The 26,390-nt window shown below is 71.8% G+C and carries 25 protein-coding genes; 13 read left to right on the top strand and 12 right to left on the bottom strand.

The window, feature by feature from the left end; translation table 11 throughout:
• Positions 1-52: 52 nt before the first annotated feature.
• Both hflX and ABD841_RS06015 read right to left on the bottom strand, forming a co-directional pair.
• Positions 53-1,420: a GTPase HflX gene (gene hflX / locus ABD841_RS06020; RefSeq protein WP_344968678.1), complete on the bottom strand. Its 1,368-nt coding sequence runs from the start codon at positions 1,418-1,420 to the stop codon at positions 53-55.
• A 224-nt stretch (positions 1,421-1,644) separates the two neighbouring features.
• Entirely contained in the window at positions 1,645-2,331 is a 687-nt protein-coding gene (locus tag ABD841_RS06015; RefSeq protein WP_344968676.1) for a DUF4097 family beta strand repeat-containing protein, read from the bottom strand.
• Positions 2,332-2,553: 222 nt separating this feature from the next.
• On the opposite strand from ABD841_RS06015, the gene aceB reads away from it, so the two are divergent.
• The 6 genes from aceB (at position 2,554) to ABD841_RS05985 (ending at position 9,843) form a co-directional block, all read left to right on the top strand.
• Complete coding sequence (gene aceB, locus ABD841_RS06010) at positions 2,554-4,140, top strand: malate synthase A (RefSeq protein WP_344968674.1); 1,587 nt, start codon at positions 2,554-2,556, stop codon at positions 4,138-4,140.
• A 109-nt stretch (positions 4,141-4,249) separates the two neighbouring features.
• Entirely contained in the window at positions 4,250-4,882 is a 633-nt protein-coding gene (locus ABD841_RS06005; protein ID WP_344968672.1) for a DUF1016 N-terminal domain-containing protein, read from the top strand.
• A gap of 89 nt (positions 4,883-4,971) precedes the next feature.
• Positions 4,972-6,429, top strand: coding sequence for an FAD-linked oxidase C-terminal domain-containing protein (locus ABD841_RS06000; protein WP_344968671.1), 1,458 nt, complete (start codon positions 4,972-4,974; stop codon positions 6,427-6,429).
• Positions 6,429-7,760 carry an FAD-binding oxidoreductase gene (locus tag ABD841_RS05995; protein WP_344968669.1) on the top strand — a complete coding sequence of 444 codons (1,332 nt, stop codon included), beginning with the start codon at positions 6,429-6,431 and terminating at the stop codon, positions 7,758-7,760. Before ABD841_RS06000 ends, ABD841_RS05995 begins: the two co-directional genes overlap by 1 nt.
• Before the next feature lie 36 nt (positions 7,761-7,796).
• Positions 7,797-9,035 (top strand): (Fe-S)-binding protein, encoded by a 1,239-nt coding sequence (locus ABD841_RS05990; protein ID WP_344968667.1) that lies wholly within the window; start codon positions 7,797-7,799, stop codon positions 9,033-9,035.
• 46 nt (positions 9,036-9,081) lie between these two features.
• A complete protein-coding gene (locus tag ABD841_RS05985; RefSeq protein ID WP_344968665.1) occupies positions 9,082-9,843 on the top strand; it encodes an IclR family transcriptional regulator in 762 nt (253 codons plus the stop codon).
• Here the strand turns inward: ABD841_RS05985 and ABD841_RS05980 are convergent.
• Both ABD841_RS05980 and ABD841_RS05975 read right to left on the bottom strand, forming a co-directional pair.
• Positions 9,818-10,597 carry a VOC family protein gene (locus ABD841_RS05980; protein WP_344968663.1) on the bottom strand — a complete coding sequence of 260 codons (780 nt, stop codon included), beginning with the start codon at positions 10,595-10,597 and terminating at the stop codon, positions 9,818-9,820. The two genes, ABD841_RS05985 and ABD841_RS05980, sit on opposite strands and share 26 nt — an antisense overlap.
• Positions 10,598-10,751: 154 nt before the next feature.
• Positions 10,752-11,705 carry an SPFH domain-containing protein gene (locus ABD841_RS05975; protein ID WP_344968661.1) on the bottom strand — a complete coding sequence of 318 codons (954 nt, stop codon included), beginning with the start codon at positions 11,703-11,705 and terminating at the stop codon, positions 10,752-10,754.
• Between the two features lie 200 nt (positions 11,706-11,905).
• Between ABD841_RS05975 and ABD841_RS05970 the strand changes: the two genes are divergently transcribed.
• Positions 11,906-12,574: a hypothetical protein gene (locus ABD841_RS05970; protein ID WP_344968659.1), complete on the top strand. Its 669-nt coding sequence runs from the start codon at positions 11,906-11,908 to the stop codon at positions 12,572-12,574.
• A 253-nt stretch (positions 12,575-12,827) separates the two neighbouring features.
• Here the strand turns inward: ABD841_RS05970 and ABD841_RS05965 are convergent, their stop codons facing one another.
• Together ABD841_RS05965 and ABD841_RS05960 are read right to left on the bottom strand one after the other, a co-directional pair.
• Positions 12,828-13,337 (bottom strand): hypothetical protein, encoded by a 510-nt coding sequence (locus tag ABD841_RS05965; RefSeq protein WP_344968657.1) that lies wholly within the window; start codon positions 13,335-13,337, stop codon positions 12,828-12,830.
• 29 nt (positions 13,338-13,366) lie between these two features.
• Positions 13,367-13,765: a hypothetical protein gene (locus tag ABD841_RS05960; RefSeq protein WP_344968655.1), complete on the bottom strand. Its 399-nt coding sequence runs from the start codon at positions 13,763-13,765 to the stop codon at positions 13,367-13,369.
• Positions 13,766-14,197: 432 nt separating this feature from the next.
• Here ABD841_RS05960 and ABD841_RS05955 point away from each other — a divergent pair, with 432 nt between their 5' ends.
• Both ABD841_RS05955 and ABD841_RS05950 read left to right on the top strand, forming a co-directional pair.
• A complete protein-coding gene (locus tag ABD841_RS05955; protein ID WP_344968653.1) occupies positions 14,198-14,791 on the top strand; it encodes an RNA polymerase sigma factor in 594 nt (197 codons plus the stop codon).
• A complete protein-coding gene (locus ABD841_RS05950) occupies positions 14,788-15,891 on the top strand; it encodes a CU044_5270 family protein (protein ID WP_344968651.1) in 1,104 nt (367 codons plus the stop codon). Before ABD841_RS05955 ends, ABD841_RS05950 begins: the two co-directional genes overlap by 4 nt.
• Positions 15,892-15,971: 80 nt before the next feature.
• On the opposite strand, the gene ABD841_RS05945 is transcribed toward ABD841_RS05950, so the two are convergent.
• Entirely contained in the window at positions 15,972-16,511 is a 540-nt protein-coding gene (locus ABD841_RS05945) for a hypothetical protein (RefSeq protein WP_344968649.1), read from the bottom strand.
• A gap of 93 nt (positions 16,512-16,604) precedes the next feature.
• On the opposite strand from ABD841_RS05945, the gene ABD841_RS05940 reads away from it, so the two are divergent.
• On the top strand, positions 16,605-17,285 hold the full coding sequence (locus tag ABD841_RS05940) for a response regulator transcription factor (protein ID WP_344968647.1): 681 nt from the start codon (positions 16,605-16,607) through the stop codon (positions 17,283-17,285).
• Entirely contained in the window at positions 17,282-18,541 is a 1,260-nt protein-coding gene (locus ABD841_RS05935; RefSeq protein WP_344968645.1) for a sensor histidine kinase, read from the top strand. Before ABD841_RS05940 ends, ABD841_RS05935 begins: the two co-directional genes overlap by 4 nt.
• Positions 18,542-18,713: 172 nt before the next feature.
• On the opposite strand, the gene ABD841_RS05930 is transcribed toward ABD841_RS05935, so the two are convergent.
• Positions 18,714-19,916: a hypothetical protein gene (locus tag ABD841_RS05930; protein ID WP_344968643.1), complete on the bottom strand. Its 1,203-nt coding sequence runs from the start codon at positions 19,914-19,916 to the stop codon at positions 18,714-18,716.
• A 454-nt stretch (positions 19,917-20,370) separates the two neighbouring features.
• On the opposite strand from ABD841_RS05930, the gene ABD841_RS05925 reads away from it, so the two are divergent.
• Together ABD841_RS05925 and ABD841_RS05920 are read left to right on the top strand one after the other, a co-directional pair.
• Positions 20,371-20,772, top strand: coding sequence for an ATP-binding protein (locus ABD841_RS05925; protein ID WP_344968641.1), 402 nt, complete (start codon positions 20,371-20,373; stop codon positions 20,770-20,772).
• A gap of 161 nt (positions 20,773-20,933) precedes the next feature.
• Positions 20,934-21,299 (top strand): PepSY domain-containing protein, encoded by a 366-nt coding sequence (locus ABD841_RS05920; protein WP_344968639.1) that lies wholly within the window; start codon positions 20,934-20,936, stop codon positions 21,297-21,299.
• Positions 21,300-21,400: 101 nt separating this feature from the next.
• Here the strand turns inward: ABD841_RS05920 and ABD841_RS05915 are convergent, their stop codons facing one another.
• The 4 genes from ABD841_RS05915 to ABD841_RS05900 all read right to left on the bottom strand — a co-directional run bounded on the left by ABD841_RS05915 (position 21,401) and on the right by ABD841_RS05900 (position 26,316).
• Positions 21,401-22,075, bottom strand: a complete 675-nt coding sequence (locus ABD841_RS05915) for an HNH endonuclease family protein (RefSeq protein ID WP_344968637.1) — start codon at positions 22,073-22,075, stop codon at positions 21,401-21,403.
• Positions 22,076-22,362: 287 nt separating this feature from the next.
• Positions 22,363-23,121 (bottom strand): SDR family NAD(P)-dependent oxidoreductase, encoded by a 759-nt coding sequence (locus ABD841_RS05910; RefSeq protein ID WP_344968635.1) that lies wholly within the window; start codon positions 23,119-23,121, stop codon positions 22,363-22,365.
• 122 nt (positions 23,122-23,243) lie between these two features.
• Positions 23,244-25,520, bottom strand: a complete 2,277-nt coding sequence (locus ABD841_RS05905; RefSeq protein ID WP_344968633.1) for a tetratricopeptide repeat protein — start codon at positions 25,518-25,520, stop codon at positions 23,244-23,246.
• 46 nt (positions 25,521-25,566) lie between these two features.
• Positions 25,567-26,316: an SCO6745 family protein gene (locus ABD841_RS05900; RefSeq protein ID WP_344968631.1), complete on the bottom strand. Its 750-nt coding sequence runs from the start codon at positions 26,314-26,316 to the stop codon at positions 25,567-25,569.
• Positions 26,317-26,390: the final 74 nt, after the last annotated feature.

Here is a 26,390-nt window from a genome sequence, read left to right as displayed (position 1 = left end):
GGGGGGGGGTGCCGCACTCCGGTCGGACGGTGCCGACCGGCGTTGACGGCGGTCAGACGGTCTCGACCGGCTTGGCGGTCTTCTCCAGCTCGGCGAAGAGACCGGGCAGAACCCTGGCGTGCAGGATCGTGCCGTCCTCGGTGTGCTCGACGCCGAGGACCTCGCCCTCCTTGTGCGCCCGGGAGATCAGGTCACCGCGCTGGTACGGCACCAGCACCCTGACCTCCTGGTCGAAACGGGGCAGTTCCCGCTCGATGGCCGCCCGGAGCTCCTCGATCCCGGCGCCGGTGCGGGCCGAGACCACGACGGTGTGCTTCTCCCGTGCGGTCAGCTGGGCCAGCACCACCGGGTCGGCGGCGTCGGACTTGTTGATGACCACGATCTCCGGGATGTCGCGGGCGCCCTCGATCTCGGCGAACACCTCGCGCACGGCGGCGAGCTGCGACTCCGGGTCGGGGTGCGAGCCGTCGACCACGTGCAGGATCAGATCGGCGTCGCCGACCTCCTCCAGCGTGGAGCGGAAGGCCTCGACGAGCTGGTGCGGCAGGTGCCGGACGAACCCGACGGTGTCGGCCAGCGTGAACAGGCGGCCCTCGGGCGTGCGCGCCCTGCGGACCGTCGGGTCCAGCGTGGCGAACAGCGCGTCCTCGACCAGCACACCGGCCCCGGTCAGCCGGTTGAGCAGCGAGGACTTGCCCGCGTTGGTGTAGCCCGCGATGGCCACCGCGGGAACCTCGCGCGCCAGGCGCCGCGCCCGCTTGGTCTCACGGGCGGTGGTCATGCCGCCGATCTGGCGGCGCAGCTTGGCCATGCGCTCGCGGATCCGGCGGCGGTCCAGCTCGATCTTCGTCTCACCGGGACCGCGGCCACCGATGCCGACGCCGCCCGCGGCGCGTCCGCCGACCTGACGGGACAGGTTCCCACCCCAGCCTCGCAGGCGTGGCAGCAGGTAGTTGAGTTGCGCGAGCTCGACCTGCGCCTTGCCCTCGCGGCTCTTGGCGTGCTGGGCGAAGATGTCGAGGATCAGCATGGTCCGGTCAATGACCTTGACCTTGACGATCTCTTCGAGCTGGCGGAGCTGGCCGGGGCTCAGCTCACCGTCGCACACCACGGTGTCGGCACCGGTGGCGGAGACGATGTCGGCGAGTTCCAGCGCCTTGCCCGAACCGATGTAGGTCGCCGTGTCGGGCTTCTGCCTGCGCTGGATCACACCCTCCAGCACCTGGGAACCCGCGGTCTCGGCGAGAAGCTTGAGTTCCAGGAGTGAGTTCTCGGCGTCGATCGCCGTACCTGAGGTCCAGACACCGACCAGGACGACCCGCTCAAGTCGCAGCTGACGGTACTCGACCTCGGTGACGTCCTCCAGCTCCGTGGAGAGCCCCGCCACCCGGCGGAGCGCCTGGCGCTCGGCCAGCTCCATCTCGCCGATGTCGGGCAGGTTGTCGAAATCGTCGAACCGGTCGAGGTCCAGCGGCTCACGAGTGTCTATGTCGTTGCTCCATTCAGATGGTTGTGCATAACGCGTTCTTCCCTTATGAGTGAACGCGCGAACACCCCGGGTCTCTTCCCTCCGATGGTGCCACGCGAACCACCCGCCCATCATCCGGTTATCGGCCTCCCGGCGGAAGGGGCCCGCGCGGCGGGTCAGCCGATCAGGACGCCGACGTTCCCGGAGCCGGTCTTCACCGTGACCTTGCGCGGCGCGGACGGGTCGTCGGTCACCTCGATGGTCCGGTCGCCGGAACCGGTCTCGGCGGTCACGTCGTAGCTCCCCTTGGGCAGGTACGCCGTGGCGTCGCCCGATCCGGACTCGATCTCCACGTGGTCGGGTGTCCCCCGGAATCTCGCCTCGATCTCGCCGGAGCCGGTGTCGGCGACGAACCGCCTGGCGCGCAGGTCTCCGGCGTCGACGTCGCCGGAGCCGCTGACCGCGTCCACCTTCCCGCTCAGCCCGCGCAGCGTGATGGTGCCCGAGCCGGTGTCCAGCTTGGCGGTCAGGCCCCGCGGGACCTCGACCTTGTAGTCGACCGAGCAGCTCGGGTCGTCGCAGGCGTAGCGCAGGGTGAGCCTGCCGCCGTCCACGTTGTGCTCGGTGGCCGGGCGTTTGCCGCGCCAGTGGACTGTCTCGGTGACGTGGATGCCCGACCGGTCCGACTCGTTGATCACGATGTCCCCCGAACCGCTCTCGACCTCCAGGGCGGTCACCTTGTCGGTGACGTCGTAGGAGACGACGTCCTGGTTCTGGTCGCGGAAGTCCAGGCCGAACTGGCAGCCGGAGAGGGCGAACACCGAGCTCAGCAGCGCTCCGGCGACGAGCAGGTTCTTCTTCATGAGCTCAATCCTCGGTTTCCCGGGAAGCTGTCCGCTTCCCTGTCACGGCGGGCCCCTCCCGAGGGGCCTGCCTCAACTGTCCTGTGAGCCCTCCCTCCAGATCATCGGGGAAGCCCCGGAACCTCCCCTGAGAGGGACCCTGCCTTTGACCGGAAAGTGACCATCAAGTAGCTTCGATTCCATAATTCAGAATCGCTTTTCCACGATATGGAAAGAGGGCTCATGGACGGCGTTGAGATCAGCGGCCCCTCGCACGACCGGTTCGACGAGATCCTCACGCCGGAGGCGCTGGCCTTCCTGGCCACCCTCCAGCGCGAGTTCGGTCCCCGGCGCGTGGAACTGCTCCAGGCCCGCCAGGCGCGGCAGGCCGAGCTGTCGGCGGGCGGCACCCTCGACTTCCTGCCCGAGACCAAGCACGTGCGCGAGTCGGAGTGGCACGTCGCCTCGCCCGCCCCCGGCCTGGTCGACCGCCGGGTGGAGATCACCGGTCCGGTGGACCGGAAGATGACGATCAACGCACTCAACTCGGGGGCCAAGGTCTGGCTGGCGGACTTCGAGGACGCCAACGCTCCCACCTGGGAGAACACCATCAACGGTCAGATCAACCTGCGCGACGCGCTCGACCGGACCATCGACTTCTCCGCCGGAGGCAAGAGCTACACCCTCAAGCCCGACGCCGAACTGGCCACCATCGTGGTCCGTCCCCGCGGGTGGCATCTGGAGGAGAAGCACCTCACGCTCGACGGCGCCCCGCTGTCCGGCTCCCTCGTCGACTTCGGCCTCTACTTCTTCCACTCGGCGCAGCGGCAGATCGCCAAGGGCAAGGGCCCCTACTTCTACCTGCCGAAGATCGAGTCCCACCTGGAGGCCCGCCTCTGGAACGACGTGTTCGTCAGGGCCCAGGACCTGCTCGACATCCCGCAGGGCACGATCCGGGCGACCGTCCTCATCGAGACCTACCCTGCCGCGTTCGAGATGGAGGAGATCCTCTACGAGCTCCGCGACCACTCCGCGGGCCTCAACGCCGGCCGCTGGGACTACCTCTTCAGCGTGATCAAGAAGTTCCGCACCCGGGGCCGGGAGTTCCTGCTCCCCGAGCGCAACGCGGTGACGATGACCGCCCCGTTCATGCGCGCCTACACCGAGCTCCTCGTCCGCACCTGCCACAAGCGGGGCGCCCACGCCATCGGCGGCATGGCGGCGTTCATCCCCTCCCGCCGCGACCCCGAGATCAACAAGGTGGCCCTGGAGAAGGTCCGCGCCGACAAGACCCGCGAGTCCGGCGACGGCTTCGACGGCTCCTGGGTCGCCCACCCCGACCTGGTCCCGATCTGCCGCGAGGTCTTCGACGGCGTCCTCGGCGACCGGCCCAACCAGCTCCACCGCCTGCGCGAGGACGTCTCCGTCTCCGCCGCCGACCTGCTCGCGGTCTCCAAGACCCCCGGCGACATCACCGAGGCGGGCCTGCGCAACAACGTCGACGTGGCGCTGCGCTACCTGGCCGCCTGGATGGGCGGGCTGGGCGCGGTGGCCATCCACAACCTGATGGAGGACGCCGCCACCGCCGAGATCTCCCGTTCGCAGGTCTGGCAGTGGATCCACAACGGCATCGAGCTCGCCGACACCGGCGAGGCGGTCACCAGGGAACTGGTCGAGCGGATCATCGACGGGGAGCTCGCCGCGATCAAGGACGAGCCCGGCTACGACGAGACCCTCTACGACCAGGCCGTCGCGCTGTTCAAGGAAGTCGCCCTGGACGACGACTTCGCGGAGTTCCTTACTCTCCCGGCCTATGCGCGTATGCCGTGACATGAGCGGTCCGACGGTGAGGAATCCTCACTCCCGGGAGGGGATTCCTCACCCCGTCGGTCCACGGGGAACAGGTGCGGACGCCGACCCGGGTCGCTACCTTCCGTCCATGACCGATCGCAGTAATGGCACAGGCGCCGGCGACGGCGACTACGGGGCCCTGCTCGACGCCGTCAAGCGTGAGATCACCCGCAGCCGGGTCCGGGGGGCGGCGCTCGCCGCCGACGTCGAACTGATCCGTCAGTACTGGCGGATCGGCCGCCTCATCCTCCACCGGCAACCGGACGACCAGTGGGGCAGGATGGCGGTGCCGCGGCTCTCGGCCGACCTGCGTGGCGCGTTCCCCGAGGCCGTCGGCTACTCGCGGACCAACCTCCGCTACATGAGGGCCTTCGCCGCCGCGTGGCCCGACGGCGTTCCGCCGACGGGGCGGCCGATCCCGTGGGGTCACCACATCGTCCTGCTGGACATGCTCGACAACCGGGCGACGAGGGAGTTCTACGCGCGCAAGACCGCGGACGAGGGCTGGACCAGAGGAGTCCTGATCACGATGATCAAGGGGCGGCTGCATCTGCGCATCCGTCACGCGCCGCATCGCATGTCACGGATGTCGCCCTCGGACCGCCGCTCCGTCCAGCGTCTGGTCAGGGAATCCCGTTTCCCCGGCCTGACCGGTGAGGATGCCCTGCACGAGGGGGGCGCCGGCGCCCCCGCATTGAGCGAGAATTCAAGACGAGGGTGATGTCGCCCGGCACCCGCCGCGGCACGGCGGCCACGGAGGGCGGGGAGCGGAGACGCCACCGGGCAGCCGCGCACGCCGGAGGAGGAACGATGTCGACCACGGCACTGGACGGGCCGGCCCGCAGGTTCGAGGAGCTCCTCGGCCATCGATCGGTGATCACCGATCCCGTGCGGCTGCGCACCTACGAATGCGACGGGCTGACCCACCACCGGGTCACCCCCGGAGTCGTCGTGCTCCCGGAGAGCGCCGAGCAGATCGCGGCCGTGGTCCGGATCTGCAACGAGCACGGCCTGCCGTTCGTCGCCCGGGGCGCCGGGACGGGCCTGTCGGGCGGTGCCCTGCCGCGCTCCGACGGGGTGCTGATCGTGACCGCGAAGATGCGGCGGATCCTCTCGATCGACCTGCCCGACCGGCGCGCCACGGTGGAGCCCGGGGTCACCAACCTGGCGATCACCGAGGCCGTGCGCGGCCTGGGCCGCTACTACGCACCCGACCCCTCCAGCCAGCAGGTCTGCACGATCGGCGGCAACGTGGCGGAGAACTCCGGCGGCGCACACTGCCTGAAGTACGGTTTCACCGTCAACCACGTGATCGGCCTGGAGATCGTCACCCCCGACGGCGACATCGTGGAGCTGACGGAGAACGACCCCGGCTACGACCTGCTGGGGGCGTTCGTCGGCTCGGAGGGCACACTCGGCATCGCGACCAAGGTGACCGTGCGGCTGAGCCGGACGCCGGAGGCCGTGACGACGCTGCTCGCGGCGTTCGAGGACGTCGAGCGGGGCGGCCGGGCGGTGTCGGCGATCATCGGCGCCGGCATCGTGCCCGCCGCGATCGAGATGATGGACGCCCTGGCCATCGAGGCGGCCGAGGCCGCGGTGTCCTGCGCCTACCCGGAAGGGGCGGGTGCCGTGCTCATCGTGGAGCTGGACGGCCCGGCCGAGGAGGTGGCCCACCAGTTCGGCGAGGTGACGCGGATCTGCCGGGAGACCGGCGCGTTCGAGCTGCGGGTCGCCGACGACCCGGCGCAGCGGGCGGCGATCTGGAAGGGCCGCAAGTCGGCCTTCGCCGCCGTGGGCCGGATCAGCCCGGCGTACATCGTCCAGGACGGGGTCGTCCCCCGCACCGCGCTGCCCGGGGTGCTGGCGAGCATCGACCGGCTCTCACACGAGTACGGCATCCGGGTGGCCAACGTCTTCCACGCGGGCGACGGCAACCTGCACCCGCTGGTGCTGTTCGACGACGCCGAGCCCGGCGCGGCCGAGCGGGCCGAGCTGGTCTCCGGGCGGATCCTCGACCTGTGCATCGAGCATGGCGGCTCCATCACCGGCGAGCACGGCGTCGGGGTCGACAAGTCGCGCTACATGCCGAGAATGTTCACCGGTGACGATCTCGACACCATGCAGCTCGTCCGCTGTGCCTTCGACCCCCGCGGCCTGTCGAACCCGGGCAAGGTCTTCCCCACCCCGCGCCTGTGCGGAGAGGTGCCCGGGGTGCGCAAGGGCGTGCACCCGCTGGTCGAGGCGGGACGGGCGGAGCAGTTCTGATGGACACGCTGGAAGCGCTGCGCGCGACGGGCGCGGGGATCCGCGAGGCGACCCCGGGCGACGCGGTGGGCGGGGTCGTGCCGCGCTGGGTGGCGTCTCCCGGGAGCACCGGTGAGGTCGCCGCGCTGATGCGCGTCTCGGCCGGGCACGACCTCGCCGTGGTACCGGCCGGCGACGGGACCAAGCTCGACTGGGGGAACCCGCCCGAGCGGTGCGACCTGCTGGTCGACACCCGCGGCCTGACCCTCGACAACGGCCTGGTCGTCGAGCACTCCTCCGGCGACCTCGTGGCGCGGGTGAGCGCGGGGCTCCCCCTCGGCACCCTGAACTCCACGCTCGCCGGAACCCGCCAGCAGCTCGCCCTGGACGGCACCCTGCGCGCGGGCACCGTCGGCGGCACGCTCGCCACCGCGACCGCCGGCCCCCGCAGGTTCCGCTACGGCACCGCCCGCGACCTGCTGATCGGCGTCACGGTCGTGCTGGCCGACGGCACGGTCGCCCACTCCGGCGGCGCCGTCGTCAAGAACGTCGCGGGCTACGACCTGGGCAAGCTCTTCACCGGCTCGTACGGCACGCTCGGCGTGATCACCGAGGCCGTCTTCCGTCTCCACCCGATGCCGGCCGACCGCCGCTGGATCGGCGTGGACCTGCCCGCGCCGTGGAGCGGCGGCGTCCCGGCCCCGCAGGGGCGGTCGGCCGGAGCCGGGACCGGCGGGGCGAGCCCGGCGGGGGCGGCGCCGCGCCAGGACGGGCTGGACCGGCTGGACGCCCTGGTCACGGAGCTGGCCGCCGCCCAGGCGGAGCCGGCCGCGATCGAGCTCGACTGGCCCGACCCGCGGGGCGGGCCCTCCGTGGCCGTCCTCGTCGAGGGCGCGGCGGCCGGCGCGCGGGCGGAGACCGTGCGCAAGCTGATGGACGAGTACGGAACGGCACGGATCGGCACCGAGGCACCGGCCTGGTGGGCGGCGCCACCCGGCGAGGACGTGCTGCTCGAAGTGCGAGTCCCGCCGACGGGCGCGCACCGGGCGCTGCGGGCGGTCACGGCCGGCGGGCTGCCGGTGCGGGTGCGCGGGTCGGTGGCCTCCGCGGTGCTGCAGGTCTCCCTCCCCGCCGGGGTGGACCGGGCGGCGTTCGCCGATCTCGTCGCGGGCGTGCGCGAGGCGCTCCGGCCGCTCGGCGGCGCGTTGACGGTGCTCGCCGCGCCACCGGAGCTCGTACGCGAGGTCGACCGCTGGGGCCCTTCCGGGGCGCAGGCGCTGATGCGGCGGGTCAAGGAACGGTTCGATCCCGGCAGGCGGATGTCCCCCGGCCGGTTCGTGGGGGGGATCTGACATGAACCCGTTCGTGGCTCGCAGGAGGGAGCCGACATGGACCCGGAACTGATCAAGGACTGCGTGCACTGCGGGTTCTGCCTGCCCACGTGCCCCACGTACGTGCTGTGGGGCGAGGAGATGGACTCCCCGCGAGGCAGGATCCACCTGATGAAGCAGCACGTCGAGGGCACGCCGCTGACACCGGAGATGGCCGGGCACTTCGACGCGTGCCTGGGGTGCATGGCGTGTGTGCCGGCCTGCCCGTCCGGGGTGCGCTACGACCGGCTGATCGAGCAGACCCGGGCCGAGGTGGAGCGTGTGCACACCAGGCCGCCCGGCGACCGGGCGTTGCGGGCGCTGGTGTTCCAGCTGTTCCCCTACCCCCGGCGGCTGCGGGCGCTGCGGCTGCCGCTCCGGCTCGGCACGGGGCTGCGCCGGAGGATCGCGCCGAGGCTGGAGCGGATCAGCCCGTCCCTGGCCGCGATGGCCGACCTCGCTCCCCCGGTGCGGGCGCGGGTGCGGCTGCCGGGCAGGGTCGCCGCGCGCGGCCCGCGCAGGGCCACGGTCGGGATGCTCACCGGGTGCGTGCAGGGGGAGTTCTTCCCCGAGGTCAACGCGGCCACCGCCCGGGTGCTCGCGCTGGAGGGCTGCGACGTGGTCATCCCGGCGTCGCAGGGCTGCTGCGGGGCCCTGTCGCTGCACTCCGGCCGCGAGGAGCAGGCCGTGCGGCTCGCCAAGCGCACGATCGCCGTCTTCGAGCGGGCGGGCGTGGACACGGTCGTGGTCAACGCGGCGGGGTGCGGGTCGACGATGAAGGACTACCCGGAGATCCTCGACGGGGAATGGGCGGACCGGGCGCGGGCGATCAGGACCGTCGACCTGGCGGAGTACCTCGTCGAGCTGGGTCCGGCGGCCGAGCGGCACCCGCTGCCGATCACGGTGGCCTACCACGACGCCTGCCACCTGGCCCACGCGCAGCGGATCCGCTCCCAGCCCCGCGCGCTGCTCGGCGCGATCCCCGGCCTGGAGCTGAGGGAGATCGCCGAGTCGTCGATCTGCTGCGGCTCGGCGGGGACCTACAACCTGTTCGAGCCGGAGGCCGCCAGGGACCTGGGGGACCGCAAGGCGGAGCGGGTCCTCGACACCGGCGCCGACCTGCTGGTCTCGGCCAACCCCGGCTGCACCATGCAGATCTCCGCGGCGATCCGCCGCCGGGGGGCCGTGCCGCTCCCGGTGGCGCACACCGCCCAGGTCCTCGACGCGTCCTTGCGCGGTCTGGCGAGGGTACCGTGAGCGGGCGGTACGGCGAGCGCGGCGGGTTCACGGGAGAAGGAGTCGGATGAGCGCGGTGCAGTCGGTCGACCGGGCGCTGGACGTGCTGGAGGCGCTGGCCGAGCGGGGCGGGGAGGCCGCCCTGTCGGAGATCGCGGCGGGCACCGGCCTGCCGTACGGGACCATCCACCGGCTGCTGCGCACGTTGCTCGCGCGGGGCTACGTGCGCCAGGAGTCGGACCGCCGCTACGCCCTCGGCGGAGCTCTGGTCCGGCTCGGCGGTGTGGCCGAGCGCATGGTCGGTGTGTGGGCGCAGCCGTACCTGAGGAAGATGGTCGAGCTGTCCGGCGAGACGGCCAACCTGGCCGTGCTGGAGGGTGACTTCGTCGTCTACGTCGCCCAGGTCCCCTCGCCACGGCGGCTGCGGATGTTCGCCGAGGTGGGCAGGCGGGTGCTCCCGCACAGCACGGCGGTGGGGAAGGTCCTGATGGCCGACCGGCCGGACGCCGAGGTGGCGTCGCTGGTGGAACGGACCGGCATGCCCCGGCGGACCGCCAACACGATCACCGATCTGCCCTCGATGCTCGCCGAGCTGGAACGGGTGCGCGAGCGCGGTTACGCGATGGACCTGGGCGAGGAGGAGCTGGGCGTGCACTGCCTGGCGGTGGGCGTGCGCGACGGGTCGCGGACGGTCGCCGCGCTCTCGGTCTCCGGGCCGGCCGAGCGCATCGACGCGCTCGACCGGCGGGAGCTCGCCGAGGGCATGCGCCGGATCGCGCGGGACTTCGGCGCCGAGCTGGGCCCTAGCCAGGCCGTCGGCACAGCGTGAAGTGCGCGCCGGCCGGATCGCTGACGACCGCCATCCGGCCGTGGGGGGTGTCGAACGGGCCGTAGCCGAGCGCTCCGCCGAGCTCGGTCACGCGCCGGACGGCGGCGTCGCAGTCGGGCACCGCGAAGTAGGCCATCCAGTGGGGCGCGATGCCGGCCCAGTTCTCGTCCATCTGGAGGCGCCCGCAGACCTCCGTGCCGCCGATCCTCCAGACCGTGTAGTCGAAAGCGGCCCCGTCGCCGGTCTGCTCCTGCTCGTAGCCGAACAGCGCCCGGTAGAAGGTGTCGGCGGCCGCGCCGTCGGTGGTGGTGACCTCGCTCCAGCACAGCGCGCCGGGCTCGTCGTGGAGCTGCGCGCCGGAGAACGGCCCGGCCTGCCAGAGCCCGAACGCGGCCCCGGTGGGGTCGGTGGCGTAGGCGAACCGCCCGAAGCCGGGCACGTCCATGGGCGGGGCGAGCAGCTTGCCGCCGTTCGCCTCCACCGTGGCCGCGCCGGCGTCGACGTCGGAGGTCGCGAGGTAGACGCTCCAGTACGAGCTCGGGGCCCCCGCCGGCGGCGCGCCCTGGGCCGGTGAGATCGCCGCGACGGCCCGGCCGTCGAGCGAGCACATGGTGTAGTGGCCGAACTCCTCACCCTGGTCCTGGCAGGTCCAGCCGAACAGGCCGGCGTAGAAGCCTGACACGGCGGCCGCGTCGGGGGTGGCCAGCTCGACCCAGCAGGGTGCGCCGTCGGGGTATCCGGTGCGTTCGGCCATGGCCGCCTCCGTTGACTCAGGGTGGTCGGGGTCTGACGGTACGGCATGATCATGCCACGACCCGGAGCGGTGGATCAACAAAAACCGCACTAAGGTTCGAATATTACGGAAAATCAGATTTTGTGATCGATCAGGAGCTCCGGGCGTCGCGGGGCTAGCGGTTCGGCGGGGTGATGTTGATGTTGCCGTTCTGCGGGACGGGCACGACGGTCACCTGCCCCTTCTGGATGGCCTGCCAGAGCACGGCGCCCTGCGGGCCGAGAACCTTGACCAGGTCCCTGATGGACTCGATCTCGGTGCGGACCTTGGCGTTGCGCTGGGCCTGGGCGACGTTCTCGGCCTTGGCGGCCTGCTCGGCGGCCAGGGCGTCCACCAGGGAATCCGGCGGCTCGGGCTTCTGGATGGTCAGCGAGATGTCGCCGCACTCCCCACCGCCGGCGTAGTTCTGGCTGCAGAAGTATTCGGCCCCGGCCGTCTCCTTGATGAACTCCCTGGCCAGGGTGCCGACCCTGGTCTCCCACGCCTGCTTGACCTTCGGGTCGTTGAACAGCCCCCGCCACTCGAACTCCTGGGAGGCGGCGTCCAACGCGCGGTCCAGCGGGACCCGCATGTAGATGTTGAGCATGCGGCGCCAGCCGTCGGAGGACTCGCCGTCCTCGAAGTAGGCGCGGAACTTCAGCCCGATCTTCTCGTGGAACTGCTGCAACGTCTTGCAGTCGGTGTTCAGCGTGAAGGTGGCCACCCCGGAGACGGTCATCTCCACGTTGTCCTTGCTCACCACGGACAGCGGCTTGGACTCCGCGTCGTCCGCCCCGGAGAAGTCGAAGGTCCGCTGACCGAAGGGGTAGGAGTATCCCGTGTCGCCGGGGCCGAGAAGCGTGGCGCCGCTGGAGGGGTTGATGCACTTCTCGAACTTGATGGCCTCGAAGGTGCCGCCCGCGTAGTGCAGGACCACCTCGTCGGGCTGGGTGCTCACCCGAGAGCAGCCGCTCAGGACGAGACCGAGCACCACCACCGCGGCGACCGACAACAGGAGCCCTCTCACCAGCAGCCGCCGGCCGCCGCCCTTGTCCCGCTGGGCGGCCTGCCCGGCCTTCTGAGCACTCATCGTTTCTCCCTTTGCTCCCGGTTGCGTGAAGGCGGATCTTAGTACCGGAGGATGACGACCGGTGCGGGAGAGGATGAATCGGCGGCGCCCTTCCTCTCCGGGGCGCCTGCCTGCGACGCAAGCCCGCCGCAAGCGCCGCGGAGCCGGTCCCCGGTCGGACACCAGTGGCCTGCAAGTGGGTACTGGGAGACTCCGGCGTCATGGGAGTGTTCGATTTTCTGCTCGCCAAACGGCTCCGGCGTGGCCCCACCCTTCTGCTGCCGTCCTCCGTCACCCCTCGGACCGTGCTGGAGACGGTGCGGCTGCACAGCCCCCAGGCGGCGCCGCAGGGCAGGGCGATCAGGATCGACGACCGGATGCGGCTGCGCGGCCCCTACCACGTCTGCCGGGAGCTGGCGCTCCTCGCGCGGCTCCCCGTCGGCTGGCCGGTCGCGTACGTGGCCGACGCGCCGGACCCCGAGGCCGAGATCGACCCCGCCGCCGTCGTGGCCGGCCTGGCCGAGCGGCTCGGCGGCCTGTACCGCCCCCGCCGCGCCGAGCGCTCCCCCGACCTGTTCGCCGTCACCGGCCGCGCGCTGCCCCTGGAACGGCTGACCGGTCTGCTGCCCGGTGCCCGCCCCAGGAAGCTCCCGGGATTCGACATCACCCTGCTGTCCGCCGGCTGGAGCCCCCTGGAGATCGCTTTCTGCGGCGGTGCGGACGGGGAGATGGACTACGAGGTCTCGGTGGCGCGCGGCCCGATCACCCCGGCGGTGGTCGAGCAGGCCGAGCGGCTCGCCCTGGCCATCGGTGAGGCGTCCGGCGGCGTCGTCCGCGACCACAACGGCTTCCGGCTCGCCACACCGGCCCGCCAGTACTCCACGCCGTAGACCCCGACCATGTCTCCTGAACGGCTCGTCGCCGGGGACGGCCGACCCGGGCACGGGTCCGGGGACAGCCGACCCGGGCACGGGTCCGGGGACGTCACGTGCCGGCAGATGCCGTCCCCGCCGGGAACCGCATCCCGGCAGGCTCGGCCGGCGCCCGGCGGCTTTTCCGCGGCGGCTCCGCCGGCGTCCGGCGGCTTTTCCGCGGCGGCCCGAGCCCGCCGCCGGGTTCCCCGGGAAGCCCCGCTCCACCCGGTCAGCGCCCCCGACGGCGTTCGAGCCCTCTGACGAGGTTCCCGAACGCGGTGATGAGCCCTCCCGCGAAGGCGGTCCCGAACCCCAGGACCAGATTCTCGACCGTCGCGGACGACGGGCGACGGGGGCCGCTTCCCGCCAGGCCGTCACCCCACACCGACAGGAAGTTGGCGGCGAAGACGGCGAGCCCGACGATGGACACGAGCGTCCCCAGGGCCACGATGAAACCACCGAAGCTGCGGAGCGAGCCACGCGGGACGTCTTCCCCCATGTCGTCCGCGAGGTCCTGCAGAACGTCACGGATCGCCTCGGCGTCGGCTCCGCGATAGACGCGGTCGCCGATATGAATATTTCTCCCGTTATCGAGGCGGATGCTGTACTTGCCCAACTGCACGGCGTTCGCGCCGCCCCGCCGGCGGACCAGTGATCTGAGGAGTCTGAGATCCTCATCGGAATAGGCATCCCCGACGATTCGCTCAATGGTGGCCTTTATCCGCTCTTCATCTCGCATGATTTCACCGCCGATTCCGTGCCGCCGTTTCACCGACCGCCGGGCGAGCGGCCTCCCCTCGCGCCGTCGCCCGGATCCTCGATGTTCATGGTGTTTCCCTCACCGATCTGAACGTTGCGGGAATCCGTTACCACGGTGTGATACTTCGGCGTCGGCGGCCGATCGGTGGATTGCTCCGCATCCGCCACCCCGTGGGGGCCGCGCGAGCCCGCGGCGGCCGTCCGCCCGCGCGGCGTGGGGGCCGGGTGCCTGCGCGGCGCGGGCCATGTCGTCGCCAGGGCGATGACGGCCACCTCCAGCGCGAGGATTCCCGCGATCCAGCTCAGCGACTCCAGACCCGAAAGACCGTTCATCGTGACGGTCACACCGAATGCGACAGCGGTGATCACCGCGGAACCACCTACGAGATACCAACGCAGGGTCGTCATGAAAGCATGATGGCAGGAAAATCCGGCAGATATCCAGGCGTCATCCCGTCAGCAACCTTTCCGAGATGATCGATTTCAGAATGCGCATTCCGCACCGATCATGCCGACGGCACTCGCGGGGTGACGGACATCCTGTGGGCCCGGGAAACACCCTCGGACCGGGCGATCAAGGATGACAATCCGCAAAAGAAACATCATGTGGGTGCCCGGCCGCCTCGGGCGGCCCGGGATCACCGGTCGGGGGGGGGGGGGGGGGGGGGGTCGCCGGTCCCGTATCTCGCGCCGGATAAGCCCCGTACGGCGCGGAGACCTCACACGGCACGGGCCGGGCGACCTTGGCCGCGGATGGGAACTCAAGGACGATGGGCGGCGGAGTAAGGGTCGAGGGCGCGGACGCGCTCCGAAAGGACCCCGAATGAACGGACGAAACGGGTGGTGACCCTGGGCCTCTCCCCACGGGCCGAGGCGTCGGCACCGCCCCTGCCCCCCGACGACGCGGAGCTGATCAGACAGTCGCTGACGGACCCCGACAGGTTCGCCGGGCTCTTCGACCGGCACGCCGACGAGATCCACCGGTACGCGGCACGGCGGCTGGACGACGTCACCATGGCCGACGACGTGACGGCCGAGACGTTCCTCGTGGCCTTCCGCAAGCGGGCCCGCTACGACCTCGGCAGGACCGACGCCCGGCCCTGGCTCTACGGCATCGCCTCCAACTTCATCTCCGGCCATCGCCGGGCCGAGACCCGCAGGCTGAAGATGCTCGCCCGGCAGGCGCCCGACCCCGCGACCGGTTTCGAGGAGCGCAGCGCCGAGCGCGTCAGCGCCGACCGGCTCCGGCCCGCCCTGGCCGCCGCGCTGGCCCGGTTGGGCTCCGCCGAGCGGGACCTCCTCCTGCTGGTGGCCTGGGCCGACCTGACCTACGAGGAGGCCGCCCAGGCGCTCGGCATCCCCATCGGGACCGTGCGGTCCCGCCTCTCCCGCACCCGGACCAAGATCCGCCGTTTCCTGGAGTCGCGCACATGAACGAGGACGAGATCCAGCTGGTGGCCGGCATCCGGCCCGAGGCACCGCCGTACGACCGGCAGGCGAAGGACGCGGCCCGGCGGGGGCTGGTCGCGTCCGCGGCGAGCGGCGGAGCGCCGGGACGCGGCGCTGCGTGGCTCCGGCCGCTGTGGCGCAGGCCGTCCACGATGGTGCTGGCCGGGGCGCTCGCGGTGACGGTGGGGGCCACCGCGGTCGTCCTGGTCCAGGCCCGGGGCCGCGGGCCCTCCGGCCCGGTGGAGGAGGTCGTGGTGGCGATGCCGGAGATCGCCGCCGTCTCGGCGAGCGAGGTGCTCGACAGGGCCGCGCGGGCGGCCGCGAAGACGGACCTGGACCCGCGCGACGACCAGTTCGTCAAGGTCGAGTCGGAGACGATGTACGGCGCCTTCGGCGAGGACGACGACAGGAACGAGACCCGTTACCTCTACCGGACCAGGCGGGCCATCTGGTTGTCGGCCGACGGCACGAAGAACGGCGTGCTGCGGGTCGAGTACCTGGAGCCCAGGGCGTACCCGGGCTGGCCCATCCCCGAGGCCGCGTACGAGCAGACGGGCGTGGCGACGATGCCGCTGGTGAGCTGCAAGACGACCCCCGAGTACGCGCGCACCGACTACGCGGCGCTCAAGAAGCTCCCCACCGACGCCGAGGGCATGCGCGCCCACCTGTACACCGGCGAGCGGGGCGGCAACTCCAGGGACGAGGCGGCCTTCACCGCGGCGGGCCACATGCTCAGGGAGACCTACCTGCCCCCGGCGCAGCGGGCGGCGCTGTTCAAGGCCGTGGGCACGATCCCCGGGGTCGACGTGAGCGAGAACGCCGAGGACGCGGCGGGCCGCAGGGGCATCGGCGTGGGCCGGGTCGGCCTCGACGGCGTCAGGAAGGACCTGCTCTTCGATCCGGAGACGTACGAATTCCTCGGCGAGCGCGGGATCGTGGTGGACGAGAAGGCCGCCAGGGCGCCGAAGGGCAGCCTGGTCGCCTCGACCGCGCAGCTCTCGGTCACCGTGGCCGACGAGCTCCCGAGCACGCGTCCGGGCTTCTGGGACGACCTGGCCGACGGCTGCCCCACCCCCGCGGGCTGACGTTCCCGCCTTCGCCGGCCGGCGTCTCCGCGGGCGGAGCCGTCCCGCCCGCGGAGCGGCCCGGCGCCGGGCCCGGCCGGTCAGGCGTGGACGCGGTGGACGGGGGTGCCGTCCGCCGAACAGCGGACCTCGACCTTGACCTCGGTCTCCTCCGCCTCGAACTCGACGCGGGCCCGCTGGCCGGGGCCGCGTTCCACGTCATCGGCCTGGAAGCCCTGGGCCGGGCTCCAGGACCGGAGCGTGACCAGGCCGTTCTCGCATCGGGCGATCAGGCTGCCGCCGGGGGTGCCGATCGCCCTGCTCTTGCCGGGCGGCGACGCGGCGGCCGTGGGGACCGGAGAGGTGGCGGTGGCCGAGGGTCCGGCGGTTACCACCGGACCCGGGGTGACGGCCGGATCCGGGGTGGACGCCGGACCCGGGGTGGACGCGACGGCACCACCGGTCGGGGGAAGCGGCGTGGTGAGGCGGAGCGCCTCGTCGACCTCGGCCGCGGAGAGCGGGCGGAGGCCGCCGTCCGTCAGAGGCTCGCTCAGCCCGCTGATCACCGCCACTCCCGCTCCGGTCGCGAGAACCCCGGTGATCAGCCAGCCGGCCACGGCAAGGGGAAGACGCCTGCGCACGCGTCCACTGTGCCACCCGGAACGATAAGGCATGGTTAAGGGGCGGATAACGTGCTTTTGGCGCGGCTCCGGAGCGGGCTAACGTGGCGTTCGATGTCGAACGTGCTGCTCATCGAGGACGACGCCGCGATCCGTACCTCGCTCACGCGGGGCCTGCGCGACCGCGGCCACGCCGTGTCGTCCGCCCCCACCGCCCTCGACGGCCTGCGGCTGGCCGTGGAGGAACGCCCCGACCTGGTCGTTCTCGACCTCGGGCTGCCCGACATGGACGGCCTGGACCTGCTGCGCATGCTCCGCGCGGTGAGCCGGGTCCCGGTGATCGTGGCGACCGCGCGGGACGGCGACGCGGAGATGGTCCGGCTGCTGGACGAGGGCGCCGACGACTACGTGGTCAAGCCGTTCAGCGCGGCCCAGCTGGACGCGCGGATCCGGGCGGTGCTGCGACGCACCGGCGAGAGCCGCGCCGACAGCTCGGTCACCGTCGGCGGGCTGCGGATCGACCCGCGCACCCGGGAGGCGACCCTGGACGGCACGCCGCTGGACCTCAGCCCGCGGGAGTTCGACCTGCTCCACTACCTGGCCGCCCGGGCGGGTGAGGTGATCACCAAGCGGGAGCTGCTCACCCACGTCTGGCAGATCCCGTACGGAGGGGCCGACAAGACGGTGGACGTCCACCTGTCGTGGCTCCGTCGCAAGCTGGGCGAGACGTCCCAGGAACCCCGCTACCTGCAGACCGTACGCGGCGTCGGCGTGCGCCTGGCCGCACCGGCATGAGGCGCTGGCTGGTCCTGCTGGTCGCGGCGACCACCTCCCTCGTGCTGATCGCGCTCCTGGTCCCGCTGGCCCTGCTGGTCCGTACCGTGGCGGAGAGCGGGGCGGTGAGCGAGGCCGAGGCGGAGGCCGACTCCGTGGCCGTCGCGGTGGGCGCGCTGGACGTCGAGACCCTGCAGCTCACCACCGAGCGGGCGGCGCACCCGGTCACGGTCTTCCTGCCCGGCGGGCAGGTGGTCGGTGCCCCCGCCCCGCGCTCCGCCGCCGTGGAGCTCGCCGCCCGCGGTCGCAGCGTCACCGCCGCCGTCCCGGGCGGGCGGGAGATCCTGGTCGCGGTGCAGGGAGCGCCGGGCGGCACCGCCGTGGTCCGGGTGTTCCTCGACGACGCCCGGCTGACCAGGGGCGTCACCCAGGTGTGGATCGGCCTGGGAGCCCTCGGGCTGGCCCTGGTGGGTCTGGGCATCCTGGTCGGCGACCGGCTCGCCCGCGCGGTGATCAGACCGATCATGTCGCTGGCGAAGGTCTCCCACCGGCTCGCCGCCGGCGACCTGTCCGCCAGGACCGTGCCCGAGGGCCCGCCGGAGGTCCACGCGGTCGGTCTCGCCCTGAACCACCTGGCCGAGCGGATCACCGGCCTGCTCGCCGAGGAGCGGGAGAACGTCGCCGACCTGTCCCACCGGCTGCGTACCCCGCTGACCGGTCTCCGGCTGGAGGCGGAGTCGCTGGGCGACCCGGAGGAGGCCGCCAGGATCGAGGCCCGGGTGGACGCCCTGGAGCGCGCCGTCACCGCGGTGATCAACGAGGCCAGGCGGCGTGCCCAGGGCCGGGCCGAGTGCGACGCGGCGGCGGTGACCGGGGCACGGGTCGCGTTCTGGTCCGTGCTCGCCGAGGACCAGGGCCGTGACTTCACCCTCGACCTGGCGTCCGGCCCGCTGCCCGTCGCGGTCGCCGCCGACGATCTGGCCGCCTGCGTGGACGCGCTGCTCGGCAACGTGTTCGCGCACACGCCCGAGGGCGTGTCGTTCTCCGTACGGCTGGAGTCCGCCGAGGGCGGCACGCTGCTCACCGTCTCCGACGCCGGGCCGGGCTTCGCCACGCCCGCTCCCCTGGAACGCGGTGAGAGCGGGGCCGGGTCGACCGGGCTGGGCCTGGACATCGCCCGCCGCACGGCGGAGTCGGCGGGCGGCTCGTTGTCGCTGGGGACGTCCCCGCAGGGCGGGGCGAGCGTGGTCGTCTTCCTGCCCGCCGTCTCCGCCTGAGCGCCGCCGCCCCCGGTTTCCGGCTGAGGCCGGGCCGTCCCCTTTCAGGGCGAAAGGGGACGGCCTCCCCTGCCTCCAGGCGACTCCGGCCGGTTCCGGCGGCTCAGGCGCCTCGGGCGGTCCCGGCGGTCCCGGTGTCTCCGGCGGCCGGAGCTTCCAGTGTCCGGAGCTTCTAGCGGCCGGCGCGCAGGCTGGGCACCGGGTGCGGTCCCTCGGTCTCCAGCCGGTACTCCCGGCCGGACTTGTCACTGTTCTCACCGACGACCCGCTCGCTCGGCGGCGTCTCGCCCCCGTGGATCTGCTCCTGCAGCTTCTCGAACCGCTCGTGGGCCTCCTGGACGTAGCCGGTGCCGATGGTGGTGAAGTCGATCTGGGTCTCCAGCAGCTCGCGCAGGTACGCCTTGTTCGGCTCGAAGGTCACCGGCTGGGGCAGCGCCGGGGCCACGACCTCCTCCGGGTCACGGCTGTCGTGCCGTTTGAACAGCTCGACCGCGAGGCGCAGGTGCTCCAGCTCCATGTTGAGGTGCAGCTCCCAGATCGCCTTGACCTTCGGGTCGGACTCGGTCTCCATGAACGAGTGGTACAGGTAGCACTCGTTGTACTCGTGGGTGAGGAGTTGCTCCCACCACGTCTCGCCCGGGTCGACCAGGGACTCGTAGTGCGTGACGTGCTCCTCCTCGATCAGGCCGATCTCCTGGTAGAGCTGCCGGGCGATCGGCTCCATGTAGGTGGGGCCGACGTTCATGTAGAAGTTCATCGTCTGCTGCTCGGCCGACATGATCGTCAGGGCGTGCAGCTTGGAGATCGGCGCGGTGGTCGTCTTGTCGTAGGGCTCGCGCAGGTTGTCGATCGGGTGGCGGTGGTGCAGGTAGGTGGGCCGGCCCGGCATGACCTCGGTCAGGTTGTCGACGATCTTCTCGGCCTTGCGGTGCTCGATCATCTCGTAGAGGTTGGCGTAGCGGTACAGGTGGTCGAAGTCCTCCAGGACCCCGAACTGGTAGGCCCGCTTGAGGTACGGGTCGGGCTCCATCCGCGCCACCCAGGCGGTCAGGTCGACCGCGACCTGCTCGTAGGCGATCGTGGTCTCCAGCACCGAGGCCAGGCCGGGCAGCAGCCAGTTGACCGCCTTCTGCTGCTGGGCCTCGATGTAGCGGACTTCGGCCAGTTGCTGCTTGACGGCCGGGTCAGGGCAGTGCCGGGCGAACTGGTGGCTGAAGAGGATCGCCTCGACCTCGATGCCGTTCATCGCGATGATCCGGCACCTGGTGTAGGGGTCGCCGTGGTCGGGGTCGATGGGAGTGACGTTCAGCTCACTCCAGTTGCGCAGTTGCCGGTCCAGCGGGATACCACGTTCCTGCAACGGATTGAAAGTCACGATGAGAGCTCCTCTGATGGTCCTGCTTCGGTCCTTTGCCGCATTCACACCGCGGCGCCGGAAGGCGCGGACCGCGTCGGCGTGGAGCCGGGCACGCGCACGAGACGCCTGTCGAACCGTCGGATGCCCCGGCGCTCCGGGTGCGAAAACGCGTTCGACATCGCCGGGACTCCGGCCGCCGACTCGCGGCGGACGGACAGGGACGGCATGTCTGGTCAACCGAACCGGGGACTACCCCTTTCTCGGACCGGCATGCGAGCCGCCGCCGAATTCCCGTCGTCCCGGCCGCCGGAGCGCGAGCGCGGCGCCCGTCCGGTGCTCCGGACGGCACCGGTGGTGAACCGGACCGGTATCGGGGTAGAGGCCCTGGCAGGGAACATCGCGAGTACCCGCACACACGATCACGCCGCCCCCCAGGCGATGTCAGGAACGGCACAGCGAGGGGGGAGCGTGAGTGAGGACCCGGGTTCGCCACCGGTGGACGATCACCCGTGACCTGTCCGCCCTGCGCGGTGACATCTCGCGCTACGCCGTGGACGCGGGACTGACCGGCAGGCGCCTGGACGACCTGCTCCTGGCCGCTCACGAGGCCGCCGTGAACGTCCTGCGGCACGCCGGCGGCGAGGGCACGGTGACCGTCTGGCACGACGATGTCTACGTCACCGTCGACGTGACCGACCGCTGCGGCCTGCTGAGCATGCGCGACGCGCGACGCGAGCGTCCGGACGGCAACGCCTCCGGCGGCCTCGGGCTCTGGCTCATGAGGGAGCTCTGCGACGAGTTCACCATCGAGCAACGGGCGGGCGGATCACGCGTCCGGCTGAGAATGCTCCTGGCCACCGGCGCCCTGCCGTAGGGCCCGCCCGGAACAGACCCCTCGAAGCGCCCCGAAGCGCCCCGACGAGCCTTCCTGACACACCGCCCCCTGACACGGCTCCGGACACTCCGCGCCTGGTGTACCGCGTGTTAACCATGCCTTAGCGCGGCCCTATCATGATCGCCGAGAACCTGGGACACATGAAGCACACCACCAAGATCGCCATCGCGTCCCTCGGAACCGCCGCCCTCCTGGCCGGTGGGGGCGGAATCGCCCTCGCCGCGTCCGAGACGGCCGTAGCCGCCCCCGCCACGGGCACGACCGGCACCACCGCCACCACGGGCACGGCCGGCACCACCGCCACGGCCGGCATCTCCGCCCGCCGGGCCACTCAGATCGCCAAGAAGCGCGTCCCCGGCGCCCGCGTGACCGACGTCGAGCGCGAGTGGGAGCACGGCCACCGAACCTGGAAGGTGGAGCTGTACAAGAGCGGATGGGAGTACGACGTCTACGTCTCGGTGAAGACCGGGAAGATCATCAAGTTCAAGCGCGACTACGACGACTGACGATCGAGCGGCTCTGGGCGGCTCGGGCCGGCCGGAGCCGTTCAGGCGGCTCGGGAGAGGCCGGGAGACCACGGGGCCCCGGCCGGCCCCGCCCGGAGCACTCAGCAGGAGGAGAGCACGGTCTTCATGGCGTCCTTCTCCGCGGACGTCACCCAGAGGCCGTACTTGAGCTTCACCTCGATCTGGCGCGTGACGTAGGCGCACCGGTAGGCGCGGCGCGGGGGCAGCCACGTCGCCGCGTCCCCGGCGCCCTTCTGGCTGTTCAGCGGCCCGTCCACCGCGAGCAGGTTGAGCGGGTCGTTGGCCAGCTCCCTGCGCTTGGACGACGGCCACTGCCGCGCGCCCTTCTGCCAGGCGTCGGCGAGCGCGATGACGTGGTCGATCTGGACCGCCATGCTGGTCTTCGCGCCGCGTTCGAACATGATAGTCCTGCCGCTGTACGGATCGTGGAGGACACCCGTCAGCACGACGCACTCATCGCCCTTCTTGAAGGTCTCCTCCTTCAGATCGCGCTTGAGAATGTCATTGCGGGTGTCGCAACCGTTCTTGTCGACGTCCGCCCACGGGGGACCGAATTTGTCACGGTCGAAACCGGTCATCGGGGCCCGGCCCTTGACCTCCAGTTTCTCCAGGTCCGCGAGCGCACCGGCCGCGGATTTCCCACCGCCTCCGCTCCCGCCGGAGAAGCCGTCGTCGAGGCCGCCCGTCGGGCCGCAGCCCGCCATCGCGAACGCGATCGTCGCGGCGACCGCACCTCGTCCCAGCGCAGCCCGCACCCTTTCCCTCCCGCCCGCGCCTGCTCCATCTGAAACGGCAAATTACCCAAGATGGCCTTCTCAATCTTAAAAGCCGCGAGCAGTCTTTCAGGGAACGCGAGATGCGATGAACCCTGAATCTCCATCTGCGCGAAAAACATCGCGTAACCTGCGGTAATTCAGCGAAGGGCCTGAATCCGCCGCTCCGGTCGGGCTCGGGCCGCCCCGCCCCGGGCTCGGGTGACCGGGAGCCTTCCCCGGCCCGGGCCCATCGGGCTCGGGCCACCCCACCCCGCCCCGCCCCGGGCTCAGGTGATCAGGATCCCCCCGTCCACCGGGATCACCGCTCCCGTGACGTACGAGGAGGCGTCGGAGGCGAGGAAGACCGCCGCCGCGACGAGCTCGGCCGGGTCGCCGGGACGCTTCATCAGCACCCGGTGCTCCAGTTGCCGCTCCAGGTAGCCCTCGGCGTACTGGTCGGTCATCTCCGAGGTGAAGAAGCCGGGTTCGAGGCAGTTGACCCGGATACCACGGCGTCCCGTCCACTGCTGGGCGAGGTCACGGGTCAGGCCGACGACGCCCGCCTTGGACGCGCTGTAGGCGGCCTGTGGCAGGCCGGCGGTGGTCTCGCCGAGGATGCTGCCGATGTTGACGATCGAGGAGCCCGGCTTCATGACCCTGGCGCACGCCTGCGCCATCCAGTAGGTGCCGTACAGGTTGACCTCGACGACCTGGCGGAACTGCTCGGGCGTCTCCTTCAGCGCGGGCACCGCCGTGCCGAGGCCGGCGTTGTTGATCAGAATGTCGACCGCGCCGAGCTCGGTGACCGCAGCCTCCGCCAGAGCCTGGCAGTCCTCCGGCCGGGACACGTCGGTGGCGAGCGCCACGCACCGCCTGCCGGTCTCCTCGACCAGAGTGCGGGTCTCCTCCAGGCGGTCCTTCCTGCGCGCGCCGATCACGATGTCCGCGCCCGCCTCGGCCAGCCCCCTGGCGAAGGCGACACCGAGGCCGGAGGAGGCCCCCGTGACGATCGCGACCTTGCCATCCAGCCGGAACCGCTCCAGCATCCCGATCCTCCTTCACCCGCCGTCCATACCGAGTGAGATTCTAGGACTCGCGCGAAAAGCCGCCCGGGAGGGGTTTCCTCCCGGGCGGCGTGGCGTCTCGGAACGCGGACGGCGCGTGCGGCCTACAGGCCGTACTCCTTGACGATCCGCTCGTGCCGCTCCACCTCGATGTCGACGGCCTTGGCCAGGTCGAGCCAGGCCAGCGGGTGCACCCAGCGCTCGGTGGCGTCGTCCAGGAGCGCGTCGACCTCGGCCGGGCTGACCTCCGGCGGGACCGCGATCCAGCCGAACACACCGGGCAGCGACTCGCCCGTGGTCGGGTGGGTCACCGTGTAGTTCTCGTCGCTGTAGACCCACATCGGCCAGCCGCGCTCGGCCAGGACCTCGTTGAACTCGCTCCAGTCGGCCTGGCTGGGGGCGGCGCCGTCGAAGAACCAGCTGGTGTAGCCGCCGGGGCGCAGCATGCTGACCGCGGCGAAGGGCGGGACGAAGTTCTCCTGCTCCTCGGGGCTCTCCGGGATCGGCTCCAGGAGCTGCGGCTCGAAGACGACGAGGTCGCCGGCGTTGTACTCCATGCCGGGGGGCTGGGGGATGGCCAGGCGCGCCGTCGCCGGGCCGGTGCGCAGGCTGAGGACCTGGCGCTGGCTGCCGTCGGGGGCGGGCAGGATGATGCGCACCAGGCCCATCTCCTCCTCGACCGGCCCCTCGGTGGACTGCAACGGCATCCCGATCTTGGCCGCGCCCAGGCGGACGGTCTCCCAGTCCTCCGCCGCCGTGGCCATGGTGATCATCCGCCAGATGTCCGGGTGCTCGATCTCGTCGGAGTCGAGGACCTCCCGCAGGATGGCGGCGCCCTTGGCGTTGTCGCCGAGCTGCTGCACGGCGGCGGCCCACAGGCGGCTCGCCTCGATGCCCACCCCGGCGGCGGCCGCGGCCTCGCCCTCGGCCGCGGCCTGCTCCCAGCGCTCGCGCGCCCGGTACAGACGGCCCAGGGCCATGTGGCGCTGGGCGGCGGGGAGCCGCTCGGCCAGCTGCTCCAGCCGCTCGTCCTGACGGGCCTCGATCAGCAGGCTGGTCAGGTAGGTGACGTCCTGCGGGTCGGCGGTCTCGAGCTTGCCGGACTCGACCAGCATCGTCCAGTAGATGTCGACGCCCCTGGCCGGGTAGCCGAGGAAGCCGAGCGTGGTGGTGTGACGCCGGGTGGCCTCCAGGTCGCTGCCGGACAGCGGGGCCAGCCAGCCCACCCAGCGCTCCGGGTCGGCGTTGAAGCCGTCGGCGGCGTCGAAGTAGGCGACCAGCTCGGCGTCGGGGCCCGGGGCCGGGAGCGGGGTGGCCTGGTCGGCGGCGGCGCGCAGCTCGGCGATCCGCTCGGCGACGTCACCGGGGCTCTTGAGCTCGCCCGCCGCGGACTCGGCGAGGTCGGCCAGCAGTCGCGCCTGCCAGATCCCCCGGCGGGCCACGGCCAGGTGCCCGGCGACCAGCGCCAGCTCGACCCGGGCGCGGTAGCCGCCCATCATCGCGAAGTAGTCGATCCACTGCTTGAGCACCCGGCCCAGCTGCCAGGTGTTGGTGATCTGCTCCGACCCGGCGAGGCCCCGGATGGCGTGCGACCACTCCACCCAGACGCGCGGGTGGTCACCGACCACGTCGAGGTCGGGCAGGGCGTCGACCGACTCCTGCACCCGGCCGAGGGTGGCGAGCAGGAGCGCGCGGAGCACCCCCTCCCGGTGCTGCTTGGCCACCGGGTCGTCGGGCTTGAAGCCGGTCGCGGCGTCGAGCGCGTTGAGCGCGTCCTCCGTGCGGCCGGCGGCGAACAGCGCGCGAGCCGAGGCCGCGCCCAGCTCCCAGCTGGCCTCGCGGCCCACGCCGCCCAGCGCCTCCACGGCCGCCTCGGCGTGCGCGATGGCCTCCTGGACCCGCCGGGCGTCGACCAGCGCCGCGACCTGCTGCTCGGCGACGGCGGAGAAAGCCGGCGAGGAGGGCGGGACGTCGAGGGCGGAGAGGGCGGCCAGCCGCTCGGCGGCGTAGCCGGGACCGTCGGTGTTCGCCTGGGCGACGGCCAGCGCCACGACGGCGCCGGGCGCGGCCGGGCACTCGCGGACGTCTTCGCGCCCGGCGAACTCCACCAGCGTCTCCGCGTCCCCGATCGCGACGGCACCCTGCGCCCGGTCGCCGATGCGGCCGATCAGGTGCCAGTAGCGCGCGTAGAACTCCAGCCACGGCAGCTGCAGGTTCTCCGCCTGCTGCGCGATCGCCGGTGCGACCACATCGAGCTGCGAGTATCGACCTTCCAGCGCCTGCGCGGGCACGTCTCCGATCGCCATGACCAGACCGGTGTTTCCTGCTTCGTGCAGTTGCCGCTGGGTGTCGCCGACCCAGGCCCAGATGTCCACGTCCATGAGACGTCAGTCTGCCAGGTCGGCGAGCATGCCCCAAACGACTCGGCTATCCCGCCCTGGCGAGCAGTTCGACCAGCTCAGCGGAGTCCGCCTCGTCGAGCACGGAGAAGGCCGGCGCCATCAGCACGTCAGTGAGCTTTTCCGCACGTGTCCGGCGCTCGACCGCCTCGGGTCCCGGCTGCGGAAACGGCTCCGGCCAGTCGAAGAACCGCGCCATGGTCTCGCCCGACCTGGCACCCAGGGGGGTCCCGTCGTGGGCGGCGAGCAGCGTGGCCTCCAGCGGGGTCAGCCCCTCGGCCAGGACGGCCACCGCGTGCAGGCCGCCGCGCAGTTCCCGGACCAGGTGCAGGAGCTGCGCGGCGCGGGCGGGCGGGTCGTCGGCCAGGGGCACCTCCCGCCATCCCGCGAAAAGCGGGGCACCCAGCACGTCGGCGTTGTCCACCACCGGTTCCAGCAGCTCGGCGAGACGGGCGGCCCCGGCGAACCCGCCGAGCCGGCGCCTCCCCCAGTCGTGGCAGGCACCGGCGTAGAGCCCGACGGCTTCGGCCACCGGCAGGGCACGGCCCTCCTCCCAGTACTTCCTGACATGCTCGGCGGGGAAGAAGACCGTGGTCGCGAGGATCACGTCGGCGGACACCTCGCCGAGCACGCCGCAGCGCCCGCGGAAATACAGCGCACGGGCGGACAGCCCGGTCCGCTCGCACAGCGCCTTGGCCTCCCGGGAGATCATGAAGCCACCGCCGAGAACCCCGATCGCCGCCTTCACCCTCGCCGCCGTGACCTGTGGGTCGGTCATGCTCGCCTCCTTCTCGGTCTATCGAAGGAACTCAGCATCGCCTGACAGAACATCATTCGGCAACTGTCGGGTCA

Origin of the sequence: Streptosporangium fragile, assembly GCF_039534445.1 — a bacterium.
In the GTDB taxonomy this organism is placed as follows: domain Bacteria; phylum Actinomycetota; class Actinomycetes; order Streptosporangiales; family Streptosporangiaceae; genus Streptosporangium; species Streptosporangium fragile.
Note: the sequence above shows the minus strand (reverse complement) of the source record. Positions and strands in the feature narration are given on the sequence as shown.